Origin of the sequence: Comamonas sp. MYb21 (assembly GCF_037479395.1) — a bacterium.
In the GTDB taxonomy this organism is placed as follows: domain Bacteria; phylum Pseudomonadota; class Gammaproteobacteria; order Burkholderiales; family Burkholderiaceae_C; genus Comamonas.
The window spans coordinates 261,655-279,666 of the sequence record NZ_JBBGZC010000004.1; the positions used below are offsets into that span (position 1 = coordinate 261,655).

Here is an 18,012-nt window from a genome sequence, read left to right on the forward strand (position 1 = left end):
ACTGTAATGCAGGCCAGCCCCGGATGGCCTTCAAGCCGGTGGATTGAATGGGCGGTTTTGCTTCAGTATCGGAAGCGCAAGGTCGACTGGCGCACCACCTCAGGGAGCTGCTGGGCCTGCGCATAGGCTTCGCGCAGGCGGCTCGCATCGTTGACGCCTTCGTTGACGGTCTTGCGCAACTGCTGCAAGGCCTCCTTGCTGTTCTCCGGCACATAGGACTGGATGCGCTGCAAGGTGAGTAAGATATGCTCGCGCAGCCCAAAGGATTCGCTGGTCGCCGGGTCCACATAGGCGCCTTCGAGGCCAAAACGGCAGGCCTGGAAGCGGTTGTAGGTGTAGACCAGGTAATCGTCCTCGCTGGGCTCGAACGGCTCGTCGGCCAGAAACCAGGCCCCCAGCGCCTGCACATAGGCGGCCAGTGCCACGGCCCGCTCGATGGACAGCGGCGTGTCAAACACCCGCACCTCCACCGTGCCGAACTCCGGCTTGGGCCGGATATCCCAGTAGAAGTCCTTCATGCTGTGGATCACGCCGGTGGCGGTCATCTTGTCGTAGTAGCGCTCAAAGTCCTCCCAGTGCAGCGCAAACGGCGCCCGGCCCGAGAGCGGAAACGCAAACACCGAATTGAGGCGCGCCGAATCAAAGGCCGTGTCCTGCCCCTGCACAAAGGGGCTGGAGGCCGACAGCGCAATAAAGTGCGGGATATAGCGCGAGAGCCGGTGCAGCATCATCAAGGCCGCATCGGCCCCGGGGCAGCCCACATGCACATGCTGGCCAAAGATGGTGAACTGCTTGGTGAGGTAGCCGTAGAGCGCGGTGATCTCCTTGAAGCGCGGCTTGTTGTAGATGCGCTGCTGGTGCCACTGCTGAAACGGGTGCGTGCCGCCGCCGGCCAGCGCAATATTGAGTTTGTCTGCGGCCTTGACCAGCGCGTCGCGCGTGACGCTCAGCTGCTGGTACGCATCCTGGGCGTCGGTGCAGATGCCGGTCGATATCTCGATCATGCTGGTAGTGACCTCGGGCACGATGGAGCCGGGCACCTGCGCGTTTTTCAGCAGGGCCAGCATATCGGGGGCATAGGGCGTCAGGTCATAGTGGTTGGTGTTGACCAGCTGCAGCTCCAGCTCGACACCGAGCGTCAAGGCCTCGGACTGGTGGAAGGCTTCAAGCGTCATGGCGTTTCTCCTTGCTGGTGAGGGCAGACAGGCCGATGCCGCGGTGCGCCTCGCCACTGCGCCACAAAGCGAGCGAGGCCAGCAGCACGCCGATCACCTCGCACAGCACAATCATTGGCAGCGCGATGGACGACACGCTCACTGCCACTTCGGGGTTGATGGATGCCCATTGCGCCACCTGGGCCGAGGCCAGCAGCAAGGCGAGACCTGAGCTGGGCGACTGCGCGCAGGCCACCGGCCACTGGCGCAACCAGCCAATGCCGGTGCCCGCACCCAAGAGCAGCACGCCGCCCATCTTGCCCACCAGTCGCGCCAGGCTGACGGCAGCGACCAGGCTGATCAGCGCCGCGCTGGGTGCAATCTGGCCGGCCATGCTGGCGACCAGCACAAACATCAGCAAGTTGAGCATGGTGTTGCCGGCCATAAAGGCCGAGGGCCAGACCATGGGCTTGGGGCTCAGGTTGCGCAGCATCACCCCGGCCAGCACAAAGCCCAGCGCGGCCGACCCGCCCAGGCGCTCGGCCATCAGGCTGGCTGCCACCAAGACCGCAATCATGTAAAGCGCGGTGGAATCGCTGCGCGAGGATTGCCAGCGCAGCACCGGCCACAGCGCGGCGGTGGTCAGCAGTGCCCACAGCAGGGTCAAACCCAGGCTCCACAGCAGATGGCCCATGCCGGCTGCCGTCAGCACCAGGCCCGATTGGGCATCGGTGCCGGCGACGGGCGACCAGGCCACGGTGACCACGAGGCCCAGCACCAGCGCATACATGCAGCCCAAGGTGGCCATCAGCAAGCTGCGGTCGGTCACGGCGCCGCTGGAGCGCAGATCGGCCGAGATGCGCAGCAGCACCGATGGCGAGGCGGCCATGGCCACCACGCCCACCCCTAGCGACACGGCCCAGCCCATGCCCAGCAGTTGCAAGGTGGCGGTGACCAGCACCAGCGCAGCCAGCGATTCGACCAGGCTTTGCAGCAGCAAAAATGGCTGTCGCACCAGCCATTTGAGCGAGATTTGCGAGGCCGCAATCAGCATGCTGGTGCCCACTGCGGTGTGCAGCAGCACCTGGGTGTTGCCCTGCAGCGGCCAGGGCAGATCGCCAAAGCCCAGCCAGCCAGCGAGCAGGCCCACCACCGTATAGCCCAGCATGCGCGGAAAACCACTGAGTCTGAAAACCATGTGCCCGGCCAGCGCTGCCGCCGCGACCAGCACGCACCAACTCATCAAGGGGCCCACACTGTGTTCAAGCCAGCCGCCAATCTGCGGCAGCGGCATGGAAGATGCTGCTTGGGGTGGCATATCTGCACCCTCCTCCAAAAAAGTGTGTCCAGCGCGCAGGCCGCCTGGCACAAAGCTATAGATGGTCTGGCAGTGCCGCTCTGTGGGGGACCAGCTTTGACAGCCAGTTCAGGACGCGCATTGCGAGACGGGGGATGCAGCCGCACGGTGCCCAGGCACCTTGTTGCAGTTATGCATCAGATCGTTAACCAATCTCAACAACTCTACTGGATGATCTGCCGATTGCCACCACAGCATGCCTGCGCTGGGCACAAAAAGCCTGCAGTCCTACAATGCAGGCCGCCTGAGCTGCTCTTTTTACCAGGCTGGTGCGCCAAGCACCCAGCCCCGCATTGGCGCCCAAGCGTGCTATTTGGAACGTAGCATGCGGTGGGTACAAAAGATGCCAGCATTCCATCGGTCAGCTGCACTGGCAAGCCCGGTGCCTGCACCTGCCCCAGCACCGCCAGGCCGTGCGCACCTATATCCGACTGCGCCGTGATGCCACCGGCCGCTCGCCCCAACCAGTTGCAGCCGTAACCGTATGATCGCGGCTCTGATGCGGCCAGCCACAAGCTCCCAGCGCCTGCCCGCTACCCACCGGTAGCGCCGCGTTCACCGCCCTTTTGCTGCCCCGGACCGCTATCCCCTGCCCGGCCAGCACCGCCGCGGCCACGCATCAACCACTCCCTGCTTTTTGGCCCCTGTGCAACCGGCTTTGTCCCTCTGCGCAGTCTGGGGCCCGTTTTTGGTCTGGATATTTCCGTGCTTGCCTTGTTGACCCGTCTTTTCCCCGTCTGGGCGGCTGTGATGGCGTTGATCGCCTACAGCGCGCCTTCGGCTTTCCTGGGCTTCAAGCCCCACATCGCCCAGCTGCTGATGCTGATCATGTTTGCGATGGGCGTGACCCTGCGCGTGGCCGATTTCAGCCGCGTGCTGCAGCGCCCTGCCCCGATTGCAGCCGGCCTCTTCTTGCACTACCTCATCATGCCCCTGGCCGCCTGGTTGATTGCCAAGGCGCTGAACATGCCGCCCGAGCTGACGGCGGGCATGGTGCTGGTGGGCAGCGTCGCCAGCGGTACCTCGTCGAATGTGATGATTTTTCTGTCCAAGGGCGATGTGGCGCTGTCGGTCACGATCAGTGCGCTGTCGACCCTGGTGGGGATTGTGGCCACGCCGCTGCTCGCGCGCCTCTACATCTCGGCGTCGATCGATGTGCCGGTCAGCGCCCTCCTGATGGAGATTGCGCAGATCGTGCTGCTGCCCATTGGCCTGGGCCTGCTGCTGAACCATTTCTGGCATGTGCAGATCAAGCGCGTCGAGCGCCTGCTGCCGTTGGTGTCGATGGTGGCGATCTTATTGGTGCTGTCCACCGTGGTGGCCTTGAGCCGTGACCGCATTGCCACCGTCGGCGGCGTCGTGGTGGCGGGCGTCATTGCGCACAACCTGATCGGCTACCTGGGTGGCTACTGGGGTGGTCGCCTGCTGGGCTTTGACAAATCGGTCTGCCGCACCCTGGCGATTGAGGTGGGCATGCAGAACTCGGGCCTGGCAGCTAGCCTGGGCGCCAAGTTCTTCAGCCCCATGGCCGCGCTGCCGGGTGCCATTTTCTCGGTCTGGCACAACATATCGGGCTCGCTGCTGGCCGGTTACTGGTCCAGCCGCCCCACGGGCACGGCCAATGACCATGTGCGCCGAGAAGACGTCTCGCTGCACTGATCTTGCAGATCCGCAGGCCTGATCAGGCGCGCTCAGCGGCTGGCTGCGCCGCCAGCATCAGCCCGGTGCGGCTGCGCGCACCTGTGACCAGGCCGCTGATCAGCTGCGTCTCGGGCAGGTTCTTCCAGTAGCGGCGCGGCATCTCGCGCAGCATGGCCTGCTCCTTGAGGCGCGCCGGGTTGAAGGTCGATTGGTAATAGGCCAACCACAGCGCTTCGCCCGCATCGGGGCCCGGTGCCTGGGCTTGCGTGGCGCCAGGCCCCCATTGCAGGCATTCCTGGTCCCAGAGCACGCTGCAGTCCGGCGTCAGAATCGCCCAGCGCATATTGCTAAAGCGCTCCCTGAAAAAGCCCGAGGCGGCGCGCACGATGTGGTGCTCGGGCTCGAACCAGGCCACATGCAGCGGCGCGCCCTTCTCGTCCTGCGCGGGCCGAAAGCGAACAAAGGCATGCATCTTGTGGATCTCGCGCCCCACCGCACGGGCCAGGCGCTCAATCTCGCGCCAATCGGCATCCAGCGCATCGCCCGCCAGGCTGGGCATGGCCTGCAGCCGCCACAGCCAGCGGTAGCACAGCATAAAGCGTCCCGGGTTGCGGTGGCAGCAGGCATGGCGCAGCACGGCCAGCTGGGGTTTGCGGATATGCACCGGCTGGCCGGGTGCGATGGCCAAACGGTCCAGCGCATCGGGGGTGATAACGCGGGCTGGGGCATCGGTACTAGCATCGGCAGCAGTATGGGCTGCCCCAGCATCGGCTGCCGCAGCATCGGCTGCCGCAGCATGGGCTGCCCCAGCATCCGCAAACAAATCACCATCCTCGGCCTGGGTGGCCAACGTATCCGACCAGCGCCAGTGCACCAGCTCGGGCGCTGCGCCCAGGGCCAGCAATACCCGCGCCGCTTGGCGGAAGCCGGCAAAGTCATCCGGTGCGTCCAACATCACCGTCAAGCTGTCGTTCTCTGCCTGCATGCCTGGCCTCCTCAAAACAGGGCTATCTGCGCCGCAGCCGCCAACTGCATGCCGCTGTGCCTGCGCTGCACGGCGCCCTGCCCCATCTGGGCCAGCAGCTGTTGGCGCAAGCTCGGGCTGTCGAGCATGGCCAGCGGCGGGTGGTAGTCGTCGAGCTCGACAAAAGGCAGCACCTTGCTGGTGGCCACACGCAGCTGCTGCAGATCGGCCAGCCGCAGCCGGCGCACCCGGCGGGCGGCCAGCAGACGTTCGACACTGCCGACGCCCAAGCCCGGCACCCGCAGCAGCCAGGACTTGGCCGCACGGTTCAAATCCACGGGGAAATGCTGGCGCTGCGACAGCGCCCAGGCGAGCTTGGGGTCTAGCTCCAGATCGAGCATGCCGCCGGCCGCTGGTGCGGTAATTTCTGCCGGGCTAAAGCCGTAGAAGCGCATCAGCCAATCGGCCTGGTAGAGCCGGTGCTCGCGGATCAGTGGCGGTGCCTGCAGTGGCAGATCGGACGAGGCATCGGGGATGGGGCTGAAGGCCGAGTAGTAGACCCGGCGCAGGCGCTGGCCGGTGTAGAGCGCGCTGCTGGTGAGCAAGATGGTCGCATCATTGGCGCTGTCGGCGCCGACAATCATCTGCGTGCTTTGGCCCGCCGGCGCATAGCTGGGCGCAGCCGCGCGGGCCGCCTGGCGCTGGCGGGGCAGCGATACCAGCTTGCTGCCCTGCTGGTCTTGCGTCTGCTGCCGAGCGACCTCGATATGTTCTGCCACCTGGTGCATGGCCGAGGCAATGCCAACGGCATCCTTCTCGGGCGCCAATTGCTGCAGGCCCTGCTGCGTGGGCAGCTCGATATTGATGCTGAGCCGGTCCGCATAGCGGCCCGCCATGGCCAGCAACTCAGGGGCAGCATCCGGAATCGTCTTGAGGTGGATATAGCCGCGAAAATCATGGTCCTCGCGCAGGCTGCGGGCCACCTCCACCAGCTGCTCCATCGTGTAGTCCGACGACTGGATGATGCCGCTCGACAAAAACAGGCCCTCTATACAGTTGCGGCGGTAAAAGTCCAGGGTTAGCGCCACCACCTCGGCCGCGCTAAAGCGGGCGCGTTGCACATTGGAGCTTTTGCGGTTGATGCAGTAGCGGCAGTCGTAGATGCAGAAGTTCGTCAGCAGAATCTTGAGCAGCGAGACGCAGCGGCCATCGGGCGTATAGCTGTGGCAGATGCCCATGCCCTCAGTCGAGCCCATCCCCTTGCCGCCCAGGGAGTTGCGGGGCTTGCTGCCGCTCGATGCGCAGCTGGCATCGTATTTGGCGGCATCGGCCAGGATCTGAAGTTTGGCGAGGGTTTGCATAGATACTGTGTATATATACAGTATTCTAGCAAAACCCCCACAGCTTCGCCAGTGCGGGCGCGATCCCGCTTGGGGAAGCGCCCCTCTGGGACGTCTGGAGGCGTGGGCCGGTTAAAGGTAGATTCTTGCAAATACTGTATATAAATACAGTTATCTCCAAAACCAATACCGTCTCAGCGCCATTTGGCCATCAACGCTGGATCAAGCCTGCGGCCCCAGCTTGGCCAGCACGGCCTTTTCCTTGACGGTGGACTCGGCGGCAAACTTCTTGTAATCGGCGCTGTTCATGTAGATCGGCAGCATCTCAAAGCGCTGCAGCATGGCCTGGTAGCTTTCCATCTCCATCGCTTGCTTGAAGGCTTTGTGCAAGGCGGCTTGCACATCAGCCGGCATGCCCTTGGGGCCCACCAGGCCAAAGGGCGAGTACTGCGTGGTTGGCAGGCCCAGCTCGATCAAGGTGGGGGTGTTGGGCAAGGTGGGCAGGCGCTTTTCGGTCCAGACGTTCAAGGCGACCATGCGACCCTGGTCCACATAGGGGATGACGGCGCTGGTGTCTGCCGCGACCATCACCTCGCCCGCCATCGTGGCGCGCATCAGCTCGGACGAGCCCTTGTAGGGCACATGCACAACATCCAGGCCCAGCTGCTGCGCAATGATGGCCGAGGTGACATGGGGGGAGGTGTAGGTGCCGGTATTGCCCAAGGTCAGCTTGCCCGGGTTGGCCTTGGCCCAGGCCACCACATCCTGCCAGCTCTTGAGGCCGGACTGGGTGCTGGCCACCATGCAGAACGCATAGCCGGTGACATTGATGATGTAGCTCAGGTCTTCGACCGGGTTCCATTTGAGGCCGGTGGTAAAGGGCAGGCGCATCACGCTCATCGGCAGCTGGGCGATGGTGTAGCCATCCGCTGCCGTGTTCTGCAGCTGGGTTGCGGGCAGCGAGCCAGCAGCGCCAGGGCGGTTCTCCACCACAATCGGCTGGCCCAGCACCTTGGCGGCGTTCTCGGCCAGTTGGCGCATCGTCAGATCGGTCGGCCCACCGGCCGGAAAAGCCACTACCAGCTTGATCGCCCGGGTGGGAAAGGTCTTGCTGGCATGGGCCAGCGATGCGCCCGCCCCCATCCATGCACCGGCTGCCGTGGCAGCCCCCGCTTGCAGCATGCTTCTGCGCGTCAACACCATATCTTTGTCTCCATTTCGGTCTATAGGCGACAAAGAGTGTAGAAAAGCGCCGCCAGGCGCCGCGACGCCTGGGCGACATGGTCGGTGGCGCGTAAGGACTCTGGCTGCGATCCCCGTTGGTGGCCCTATTCCACCGTCGCGCCCGACTGCTTGACCGCCTTGCCCCATTCGACAATTTCGCTGGCCACAAAGCGGTCCATCTCCGGGCCGCTGGTCGGTGCAGGCTCGGAGCCCCGGTCGCGGATGAACTTCTGCATCTCGGGGCTGCTGAGGATGGCCACCGTCTCTTGGTTCAGCTTGTCGACAATGGCTTTGGGCGTGCCCTTGGGAGCCATCAGGCCCAGCCAGCCCACGGCCTCAAAGCCCTTGAACTCCGGCAGGCCCGATTCAGCAATCGTGGGCACCTGGGGCAGCTGGCTGGAGCGTGTGGCAGACGTCACGCCCAGCGGCACGGCCTTGCCGGCCTGGATATTGGCCAATGCGGCGGTGACCGAATCGACCATCAGCGGCACCTGGTTGCCCAGAAAATCCGCCTGGGCCGGGCCGCTGCCTTTGTAGGGAATATGTTCGATCTGCAGCGCCGCGCGGGCCTTGACCATCTCCGCGCTCAAATGCTGGGTGCCGCCAATGCCGGCGCTGGCATAGCTCAGCTTGCCCGGCTCTGCGCGGGCCTTGGCGACCAGGTCGTTCATGCTTTTGATGCCACTGGCCGGGTTGGCCAGAAAGACCAGGGGCACCTTGGCGATCAAGCTGATGCCGACCAGGTCCACTCGGGGATCGAAGTTCACCTTTTTGTACAGGGTCTGGTTCACCGCCATCGCGCTGCCCGCGACCAGCAAGGTGTAGCCGTCGGCCGCGCTGCGCGCCACCTGCTCGGAGCCGATATTGCTGCCCGCGCCGGCTTTGTTCTCTACCACCAGCGGCTGGCCGAGCTTCTGCCCCAGCTTGTCGGCCAGCGCTCGGGCAAAGATATCGGTGGCCTGGCCGGGCGGAAACGGCACGATCAGCTTGATGGGCTTGTCCGGATAGGCGGCAAGGGCCGGGCTGGCTGCAACGGCCAAACTAGCGGCCATCGCCAATGCGGCAGCAGAAGTGAGCGCGTGGGGGGTCATGGGGTGGGTCTCCTGATGGGCTGCAGCGGCATTGGCGAGAAGTGCCGACGCGCTGCGCGAGCTTTGTTTAGCCGGGATCTTCGCCCATCCAGAGGCGAATGGGCAGCCTGGACTGTCTCCAAGACAACTGCCAGTGGCTCTGCCAGAAGTGACATCATTGATCAGTTCTGATCAAAGCACTGCCCGGGCGGCTATCATCGGCGCTGCTATTTTTACCCCCGCATGCCATGTTTTTCGGAATCAGCCACCTTGTCCTTCCCTGCAGCGATCTGGAAAAGGCCACGCATCTCTGGCGCGATGTGATCGGCTTTGCCGCTGCGCGCAGCGGCGAGGGCTATGTGGATATCGACACCGGCAGCGCCCTGCTGCGGCTGCTGCAGGTGCCCAAGGTGGAGTCGCAGACAAGCCTGCGCCTGCAGGTGGCCGATGTGGCCCAGGCCTACCAAGCCCTGTTGGCGGCAGGCAGCAGCTCTCGCTATGCGCCGATGCGCACCCCCGAGCTGGAAGAAATGGCCTGTGTGAGCGATGCCGATGGCCATGCCATCGTGCTCTGGCGCGCCTTGACCGAAGACGAATGGGGCTTTGTGCCCGAGCTGCCCAAGCAAGGCGAATGGACCGCCGATGCCGAGGACCTGCTGCAACGCCTGCTCGCCCATGTGCCGGCGTTCTTTCGCATGCTGGCCCGGCGCAAGACCACCCGCGTCATCGAGCAACTGGCGCAAGAGGCGCGCAGCCCCGTCACCCGCGATTGGGTCATCAAAGGCTATATCACCGCATCGGCCAAGGTCACACGCTTTCGCCTGGTGGAGCCGCTGCGCGCTGAAGGTATCGACCTGGATGACTACCGGGCGGAGTTTGACTACGAATGAGGGCTAGGCTGCGCCTTGCTTGCGATACGCATGGGCGCCTGGCACTCAGTTCAAGCTGCACTCAGTCGTTGGACGGTCTCAGCGCAGCGCTGCTCGATCAAACTGCACACCAGCTCGACAACTGCATGCCGGGAAAAACCATGCTGTGGGGCGCTCTGTAGTTGCCGCGCCGCAGCAGGCAGGCTTTGCGCAAGCGCGAGGATGCGCTTTTTGGTCGCAGCCTTGGCCAAGCCCGCGTCCTCTGCGAATTGCTCCCAATGGCGGCTGCGCAGCTCACCAAATCGGTACTTGCCACCCAACTTCATGGCCATCTTGTCCGTCAGCGCGGGGTAAACCGCTGTCGACAACAGATCGTACAAAGGTGCGAGCACGGTGGCATTGCGCCCCGCCTGTTGGCCATAGAGCAGCGAAAAGTTCTTGGCATGCGCATCATGGTTGCCGATCAGCGCATTGAAAATGACAGCGTCCAGCATGCGCAGCACCTGTGGGGCATTCGGTCGCGTCACCCCACGCAACAGCCCAAAGCACTGGGCCAGATCCGGGCCGCCTTCGTTTTGGTACTTCAACTCAGGCACGACGCCCAGTGCCTGGCAAAAGTCTTCCTGGTGCAGACGAACACGCTGCCCACTTTCCTCGGTTTTGCGGTCATAACGTTCTACAAGCAGAAAGCGATGTCCCAAAACGCTATGGATGCGTGTCTGCGCTGGCCGCAGCCCCATCGCCTGAGCCAGCAGCATGCAAAAGCCTTCATTGGCGACGCTGTTCTCAACCGCATGGATGGCAGGTTTCAAGATATGGCTGCTCGGCGTGCCGTTACGTGGCAGACCGATGCGTGGTTGCGCTTGGTGCATATCATCCACCACCACCGGAAGCTTGTCCTGCGCCCCTGCCAGTGACAGCCGCAGCCCATCCGCACCCGCCAACATGGGACGGCGTGGCAACTCTTCCAAGATGGCCGCAAGCTGGTTGTCGGTCTGCCAGTCCACATCATCCCCGCCAACAGTCAAGGGCAATTCCTGGCCAGGGTCCAGAAAGCTGACCGCGCCCGCGCACTCGCCGCCGATGTGGTCGAGCAAAGCGAAGTCGTTTTGCCTGGAGATATGAAAATGCTGCGCAATCAGGCGACGCATCTGCCCTTCTGGCAGCAAGCCGGCAAAGAAAGGCCGTGATTCGATGTCATCAAAGGCTGCATCTCGCAAGGGCAGTGACTGCGACAGAGCGATGGCATCCGGCTGTGCCAACCAAGTTGGAGCGTAGGTGAAGCACAGTCTGCCATGGCGCAGCGACAGCTCGCCTGCCAATTGCCCCAGCAGCCAGACATTCAGCTCATGGGCCACGGTGGCCTCCTTGGCTGATGGCATGTACCTGTCGGCGCTGGTCATCACTACCACCCTCTGGCAAGCCCGAGAGCTGCAACTGGCCGCCTAGCGCGTCGACCACACGGAGCACATTTTCAAGACGCACTGTTGGCTTGCCAGACTCCAAGTCAACAATGAACCGCGTGCCTACTCCCGCAGCCAGCGCCAATGCTTGCTGGGTAAGCCCCAGCTGCTTGCGCGCCAGGCGCAGCGCAGTGGCCAGTTGTTCTGCATTTTGGATAGAGTACATGCCGTATTGGCTTAAAAATTCCCGATCGGGAAATTATCACCCTTTTGCGGCCAAAAATCCAGCTTTATTCCTGATCGGGAATATTTAAGACCTCAAGAACCCAAAATACCGCCAAAAAACCCGATCGGGATTTTTTGCTTCAGCCCGTCTGACGAATATCCCCAACATCGGCAGGAACCAAAGACCCGAATGGGTACCAGCGTGGCTAAGTCGTGCATTCAAAATGTCAACTTAAAAATAACTTCAACTTGCTGTTTTTATTAAGAAATTTCAACAAATTTCTGCAGCTATTGCCAACTTAACTGCCAACTTCCAGGCATCTTCAAAAGTAGGCAAGGTTGCCGCTCCCATAAAAAAAGACAGCCCGTAGGCTGTCTTTTGCAGAGTAGATCAAGACCGGCTGGTCTTACTTGCGCGCTGGCGGCACATCGGTGCAGGTGCCATGGGCCACTTCCGCAGCCATGCCAATGCTCTCGCCCAAGGTGGGGTGCGGGTGGATGGTCTTGCCGATGTCCACGGTGTCTGCACCCATCTCGATGGCCAGTGCGATCTCGCCGATCATGTCGCCGGCGTGCGTGCCGACCATGCCGCCGCCGAGGATCTTGCCGTGGCCATGGGCTTCGGGCGAGTCGTCGAACAGCAGCTTGGTAAAGCCTTCGTCGCGGCCATTGGCAATGGCGCGGCCCGAAGCAGCCCAGGGGAACAGGCCCTTCTTGACCTTGATGCCTTGGGCCTTGGCCTGGTCTTCGGTGAGACCCACCCATGCCACTTCGGGATCGGTGTAGGCCACCGATGGGATCACGCGGGCATTGAAAGCGGCAGCGGCCAGCTCCTTGTTGCCTTGCAGCTCACCAGCGATCACTTCAGCGGCCACATGCGCTTCGTGCACGGCCTTGTGTGCCAGCATGGGCTGGCCCACGATGTCGCCGATCGCGAAGATGTTGGGCACATTGGTGCGCATCTGGATATCGACATTGATAAAGCCACGGTCCGTCACGGACACGCCTGCAGCCTCTGCGCCGATCTTCTTGCCATTGGGCGTGCGGCCCACGGCTTGCAGCACCAGGTCGTAGACCTGGGGTTCGGGCACGGTCACGCCGTCCTTGGCAGGCTCGAACGAGACCTTGATGCCTTCGGGCGTCGCTTCGGCAGCCACGGTCTTGGTGTTGACCATGATGTTGTCAAAGCGCGGCGCGTTCATCTTTTGCCAGACCTTGACCAGATCGCGGTCAGCGCCTTGCATCAGGCCATCCATCATCTCGACCACATCCAGGCGTGCGCCCAGCGTGCTGTAGACGGTGCCCATTTCCAGGCCGATGATGCCGCCGCCCAGGATCAGCATGCGCTTGGGCACCGCCTTCAGGTCGAGTGCGCCGGTGGAATCGACCACGCGCTCGTCCTTGGGCATGAAGGGCAGATGCACCGCCTGCGAGCCCGCAGCGATGATGGCCTTCTTGAACTGCACGACCTTCTTGGCGCCGGTCTGGTCCTGGCCGTCGCCCGAGGTTTCCTGCACTTCGATGTGGTTGGCGCTGACGAAATTGCCATAGCCGCGCACGATCGTGACCTTGCGCATCTTGGCCATCTGGCCCAGACCGCCGGTCAGCTTGCCGATGACCTTTTCCTTGTGGGCGCGCAGCTGGTCGATATTGACCTCGGGCGCGGCGAACTTGACGCCGGCGACTTCCAGGTGCTTGACCTCGTCCATCACGGCCGCCACATGCAGCAGTGCCTTCGATGGGATGCAACCCACGTTCAGGCAGACGCCGCCCAGGGTCTTGTAGCGCTCGATGAGCACCACCTTGAGGCCCAGGTCAGCCGCGCGGAAGGCCGCAGAGTAGCCGCCTGGGCCGCCGCCCAGCACGACCACGTCACAGTCTTCATCGACCTGGCCGCTGTAGTTGCTGGCCACCGGTGCCGGCGCTGCAGCTTGCGCTGCCGGAGCAGCCACCGCTGCTGCAGGGGCCGGAGCGGGCGACGAGGCTGCAGGTGCAGCAGCAGCTGCGGGGGCAGCGGCTGCGCCTTCTGCGGCTTCCAGCGACAGAATCACCGAGCCTTCAGCGACCTTGTCACCGATCTTGATCTTGAGCTCCTTGACCACGCCAGCATGGCTCGACGGGATCTCCATCGAGGCCTTGTCCGATTCGACGGTGATCAGCGACTGGTCCTTGGCGACGGTGTCGCCAGGCTGCACCAGCAGCTCGATCACGCCCACTTCAGCGAAATCACCAATGTCGGGGACTTTGATATCTACGATTGCCATAGTGTGCGTCTCCGATTACAGGATGATGCGGCGGTAGTCCGCCAGCACCTGGCCCAGGTAGGCATTGAAGCGAGCGGCCGAGGCGCCATCGATGACGCGGTGGTCGTACGACAGGCTCAGTGGCAGCATCAGACGTGGCACAAACTGTTTGCCGTCCCAGACCGGCTTGATCGCCGATTTGGACAGGCCCAGGATGGCCACTTCGGGGGCATTCACGATAGGCGTGAAGTGCGTGCCACCAATGCCGCCCAGCGACGAGATGGAGATGCAGCCGCCTTGCATGTCGGCCGCGCCCAGCTTGCCGTCGCGTGCCTTCTTGGCCAGCTCGCCCATTTCTGCGCTGATCTGGATGATGCCCTTCTTGTCGGCATCCTTGAGCACCGGCACCACCAGGCCATTGGGCGTGTCTGCCGCAAAGCCGATGTTGAAGTACTGCTTGTAGACCAGGGTGTCGCCATCGAGGCTGGTGTTGAACTCAGGGAACTTCTTGAGTGCAGAGACCAGGGCCTTGATCACAAAGGCCAGCATGGTGACCTTGACGCCGCTCTTCTCGTTTTCCTTGTTCGTGGAGACGCGGAAGGCTTCGAGCTCGGTGATGTCGGCCTCGTCATTGTTGGTGACGTGCGGGATCATCACCCAGTTGCGGTGCAGGTTGGCGCCCGAGATCTTCTTGATGCGCGAGAGGTCCTTGCGCTCGACAGTGCCGAACTTGCTGAAATCAACCTTGGGCCATGGCAGCAGATCCAGACCTGCGCCAGAGCCGCCACCAGCGGGCGCCTTGGCTGCCTGTGCCTTCGTCTGCACGGCGCCTGCCATCACCTGCTTGGTGAAGGCTTGCACGTCATCGGCGGTGATACGGCCCTTGTTGCCCGAGCCCTTGACCTCGTCCAGCGGCACGCCCAGCTCACGCGCAAACTTGCGCACCGATGGCGATGCATAAGGCATGGCGCCCGAAGGCGGCACGGTGGGGTTGTGGGCCGGAACGGCTGCAGCTGGCGCAGCGGCGGCAGGTGCTGCTGTAGGGGCCGGTGCGCTGGCGGCTGGGGCTGGCGCAGCAGCAGCGGGTGCTTGCGCGGCGGGTGCGGACGCTGGTGCAGCAGCGGCGCTGCCTTCCAGAATGGCGACCAGATCGCCGACATTGATGGTGTCGCCAATCTTGACCTTGAGCTCCTTGACCACGCCAGCGGCGGGCGATGGGATTTCCATCGATGCCTTGTCGGACTCGACGGTGAACAGCGACTGCTCTTCGGTGACGGTATCGCCCACCTTGACCAGCAGCTCGATCACGGCCACGTCCTTGAAGTCACCGATATCGGGGACCTTCACTTCGACCGGGCCCGAGGCCGCAGGCGCTGCAGCTGCAGCAGCCTGGGGTGCAGGCGTAGGAGCAGCCGCAGGAGCGGGTGCCGCAGCGGCGGGGGCTGGTGCCGGCGCTGCAGGCGCGGCAGCAGCGGCATCGGCCGCTTCGAGCTTGATGATGACCGAGCCTTCGGCCACCTTGTCGCCAATCTTGACGACGATTTCCTTGACCACGCCAGCGTGGCTGGACGGAATCTCCATCGAGGCCTTGTCGGACTCAACGGTGATCAGCGACTGGTCCTTGGCGACGGTGTCACCGGGCTTGACGAGCAACTCGATCACGCCCACTTCTGCGAAGTCGCCAATATCGGGGACTTGAATGTCAATCAATGCCATTGTGGTGTCTCCTGGTGCAATTTAGGCGTACAGCGGGTTGATCTTGTCGGCGTTGATGCCGTACTTGGCAATCGCATCGGCGACCTTTTGCGCGGGCAGCTTGCCGTCTTCGGCCAGCGCCTTCAAGGCGGCAACCACGATGTAGTGGCGGTCGATCTCGAAGTGCTCGCGCAGCTTGCGGCGGAAGTCCGAGCGGCCAAAGCCGTCCGTGCCCAGCACCTTGTAGGTGCGGCCAGCAGGGATGAAGGGACGAATCTGCTCGGCGTAGGACTTCATGTAATCGGTCGAGGCGATCACCGGGCCGGTGCTGTTACCCAGCTCGGCGGTCACAAACGGCACCTTGGCGGTTTCCAGCGGGTGCAGCAGGTTCCAGCGGTCTGCGTCCTGGCCGTCGCGGGTCAGTTCGTTGAACGATGGGCAGCTCCAGACGTCGGCAGTCACGCCCCAGTCGGCAGCCAGCAGCTCTTGCGCAAAGAAGGATTCGCGCAGGATGGTGCCCGAGCCCAGCAGTTGCACGCGCAGGTCACCGGCGCCACCGGCCTTGCACAGGTACATGCCCTTGAGGATCTTTTCCTCGGTGCCGGGCGTGAGGCCTGGCATCGCATAGTTTTCGTTCAGCAGGGTCAGGTAGTAGAAGATGTTTTCCTGGTTCTGCACCATGCGGCGCAGGCCTTCGTGCATGATCACCGCCACTTCGTGCGAGAAGGTCGGGTCGTAGCTGATGCAGTTGGGGATCGTGCCCGCCAGGATGTGGCTGTGGCCGTCTTCGTGCTGCAGACCTTCGCCGTTCAAGGTGGTACGGCCCGAGGTGCCGCCCAGCAAGAAGCCGCGCGCCTGCAGGTCGCCTGCGGCCCAGGCCAGATCGCCAATGCGCTGGAATCCGAACATCGAGTAGTAGATGTAGAACGGAATCATGATGCGGTTGCTATGGCTGTAGCTGGTTGCCGCTGCAATCCAGCTGGACATGCCGCCCGCTTCGTTGATGCCTTCCTGCAGGATCTGACCCTTGGTGTCTTCCTTGTAGTACATCACCTGGTCTTTGTCGACCGGGGTGTACTGCTGGCCATGCGGGTTGTAGATACCGATCTGGCGGAACAGGCCTTCCATACCAAAGGTACGGGCCTCGTCCACCAGGATGGGCACCACGCGGGGGCCGATTTCCTTGTCGCGCAGCAGCTGGGTCAAGAAGCGCACATAGGCCTGCGTGGTCGAGATCTCACGGCCTTCTGGCGTGGCTTCGAGCACGGCCTTGAAGGTGTCCAGCGGAGGCACGGTGAACTGCTCGTCGGCCTTTTCGCGGCGCTTGGGCAGGTAGCCACCCAAGGCCTTGCGGCGCTCGTGCAGGTACTTCATCTCCGGGGTGTCGTCGGCTGGCTTGTAGAAAGGCAGGTCGGCGATCTGGCTGTCGGGGATAGGGATATTGAAACGGTCGCGGAAGGCCTTGATGTCCTCATCGGCCAGCTTCTTGGTCTGGTGAACGTTGTTCTTGCCCTCACCGACCTTGCCCATGCCAAAGCCCTTGACGGTCTTGACCAGCAAGACGGTGGGCTGACCCTGGTGGTTTTGCGCAGCGTGGAAAGCGGCATAGACCTTTTGCGAATCGTGGCCACCGCGCTGCAGGTTCCAGATCTCGTCGTCGCTCATGTGCTCGACCATCTTCAGGGTGCGAGGATCGCGGCCGAAGAAGTTCTTGCGCACATAGGCACCATCGTTGGCCTTGAAAGCCTGGTAGTCGCCGTCGTTGCATTCCATCATGATCTTGCGCAGCGCGCCGTCATGGTCCTTGGCCAGCAAGGCATCCCAGCCCTTGCCCCAGATCAGCTTGATCACGTTCCAGCCGGAACCACGGAACTCGCCTTCGAGTTCCTGGATGATCTTGCCGTTGCCGCGCACCGGGCCGTCCAGGCGCTGCAGGTTGCAGTTGATCACGAAGATCAGGTTGTCGAGGTTTTCACGCGCGGCCAGGCCGATCGCGCCCAAGGATTCGACTTCGTCCATTTCGCCGTCGCCGCAGAACACCCAGACCTTGCGGTTTTCGGTGTTGGCAATGCCGCGGGCGTGCAGGTACTTCAAAAAGCGCGCCTGGTAGATCGCCATGATGGGGCCCAGGCCCATGGACACGGTGGGGAACTGCCAGAAATCGGGCATCAGCTTGGGGTGGGGGTAGCTCGACAGACCCTTGCCATCCACTTCCTGGCGGAAGTTGAGCAGTTGCTCTTCGCTGATACGGCCTTCGAGGTAGGCGCGGGCATAGATGCCGGGCGATACGTGGCCTTGGATGTAGAGGCAGTCACCGCCGTGGTTGTCGCTCTCGGCATGCCAGAAATGGTTGAAGCCGGCACCAAACATGCTGGCCAGCGACGCGAAGGAGCCGATGTGGCCACCCAGGTCGCCACCTTCTGGCGGGTGAATGCGGTTGGCCTTGACCACCATGGCCATGGCGTTCCAGCGCATGTAGGCGCGCAGGCGTTGTTCGATCTCGAGGTTGCCGGGGCTGCGCGCTTCCTGCTCGGTCTCGATGGTGTTGACGTAACCGGTCTTGGCGGAGAAAGGCAGATCAACGCTGTTCTGGCGCGCGTGCTCGAGCAATTGCTCGATCAGCGAGTGGGCGTAATCTGCGCCTTCACGGTCGATCACAGCGGACAGCGCGTCCATCCATTCTCGGGTTTCTTGGTCGTCGGTGCGGGTGGGGCCGTTGACGGCTTTTTGTTCGGATGGTTCGGACATGCTCGCGTCTCCTTCAAGTGATCTGCTATGAATGACTGTGCCAGAGTTTCTCACATTTTTTGAAGATTTCAAATAGCGG

The 18,012-nt window shown here is 62.9% G+C and carries 13 protein-coding genes; 2 read left to right on the forward strand and 11 right to left on the reverse strand.

The window, feature by feature from the left end; all coding sequences use genetic code 11:
- Positions 1–62 precede the first annotated feature (62 nt).
- Positions 63–1,175, reverse strand: a complete 1,113-nt coding sequence (locus WH367_RS07895; protein ID WP_339535311.1) for a YbdK family carboxylate-amine ligase — start codon at positions 1,173–1,175, stop codon at positions 63–65.
- Positions 1,165–2,448 (reverse strand): cation:proton antiporter domain-containing protein, encoded by a 1,284-nt coding sequence (locus WH367_RS07900; protein WP_339535313.1) that lies wholly within the window; start codon positions 2,446–2,448, stop codon positions 1,165–1,167. Before WH367_RS07900 ends, WH367_RS07895 begins: the two co-directional genes overlap by 11 nt.
- Positions 2,449–3,216: 768 nt before the next feature.
- Between WH367_RS07900 and panS the strand changes: the two genes are divergently transcribed.
- Positions 3,217–4,170, forward strand: a complete 954-nt coding sequence (panS, locus tag WH367_RS07905; protein WP_339535314.1) for a ketopantoate/pantoate/pantothenate transporter PanS — start codon at positions 3,217–3,219, stop codon at positions 4,168–4,170.
- A gap of 22 nt (positions 4,171–4,192) precedes the next feature.
- On the opposite strand, the gene WH367_RS07910 is transcribed toward panS, so the two are convergent.
- From WH367_RS07910 to WH367_RS07925, 4 genes are all read right to left on the reverse strand, one after another.
- On the reverse strand, positions 4,193–5,137 hold the full coding sequence (locus tag WH367_RS07910; protein WP_339535316.1) for a TIGR03915 family putative DNA repair protein: 945 nt from the start codon (positions 5,135–5,137) through the stop codon (positions 4,193–4,195).
- Positions 5,138–5,148: 11 nt separating this feature from the next.
- Complete coding sequence (locus WH367_RS07915) at positions 5,149–6,477, reverse strand: putative DNA modification/repair radical SAM protein (RefSeq protein WP_339535318.1); 1,329 nt, start codon at positions 6,475–6,477, stop codon at positions 5,149–5,151.
- A gap of 201 nt (positions 6,478–6,678) precedes the next feature.
- Positions 6,679–7,659, reverse strand: a complete 981-nt coding sequence (locus WH367_RS07920; RefSeq protein WP_339535320.1) for a tripartite tricarboxylate transporter substrate binding protein — start codon at positions 7,657–7,659, stop codon at positions 6,679–6,681.
- A 125-nt stretch (positions 7,660–7,784) separates the two neighbouring features.
- Positions 7,785–8,732, reverse strand: a complete 948-nt coding sequence (locus tag WH367_RS07925; RefSeq protein ID WP_339535424.1) for a tripartite tricarboxylate transporter substrate binding protein — start codon at positions 8,730–8,732, stop codon at positions 7,785–7,787.
- A 266-nt stretch (positions 8,733–8,998) separates the two neighbouring features.
- On the opposite strand from WH367_RS07925, the gene WH367_RS07930 reads away from it, so the two are divergent.
- Positions 8,999–9,640 (forward strand): DUF2621 family protein, encoded by a 642-nt coding sequence (locus WH367_RS07930; RefSeq protein WP_021028062.1) that lies wholly within the window; start codon positions 8,999–9,001, stop codon positions 9,638–9,640.
- Between the two features lie 50 nt (positions 9,641–9,690).
- Here the strand turns inward: WH367_RS07930 and WH367_RS07935 are convergent, their stop codons facing one another.
- The 5 genes from WH367_RS07935 to aceE form a co-directional block, all read right to left on the reverse strand.
- Positions 9,691–11,022 (reverse strand): type II toxin-antitoxin system HipA family toxin, encoded by a 1,332-nt coding sequence (locus WH367_RS07935; protein WP_339535322.1) that lies wholly within the window; start codon positions 11,020–11,022, stop codon positions 9,691–9,693.
- On the reverse strand, positions 10,967–11,248 hold the full coding sequence (locus tag WH367_RS07940; RefSeq protein ID WP_339535323.1) for a helix-turn-helix transcriptional regulator: 282 nt from the start codon (positions 11,246–11,248) through the stop codon (positions 10,967–10,969). Before WH367_RS07940 ends, WH367_RS07935 begins: the two co-directional genes overlap by 56 nt.
- 406 nt (positions 11,249–11,654) lie before the next feature.
- Positions 11,655–13,511, reverse strand: coding sequence for a dihydrolipoyl dehydrogenase (lpdA, locus tag WH367_RS07945; protein WP_339535324.1), 1,857 nt, complete (start codon positions 13,509–13,511; stop codon positions 11,655–11,657).
- Positions 13,512–13,526: 15 nt separating this feature from the next.
- Positions 13,527–15,206, reverse strand: coding sequence for a dihydrolipoyllysine-residue acetyltransferase (aceF, locus tag WH367_RS07950; RefSeq protein WP_339535326.1), 1,680 nt, complete (start codon positions 15,204–15,206; stop codon positions 13,527–13,529).
- Positions 15,207–15,227: 21 nt separating this feature from the next.
- Positions 15,228–17,933 carry a pyruvate dehydrogenase (acetyl-transferring), homodimeric type gene (gene aceE / locus WH367_RS07955; RefSeq protein ID WP_339535328.1) on the reverse strand — a complete coding sequence of 902 codons (2,706 nt, stop codon included), beginning with the start codon at positions 17,931–17,933 and terminating at the stop codon, positions 15,228–15,230.
- Between the last annotated feature and the right edge of the window lie 79 nt (positions 17,934–18,012).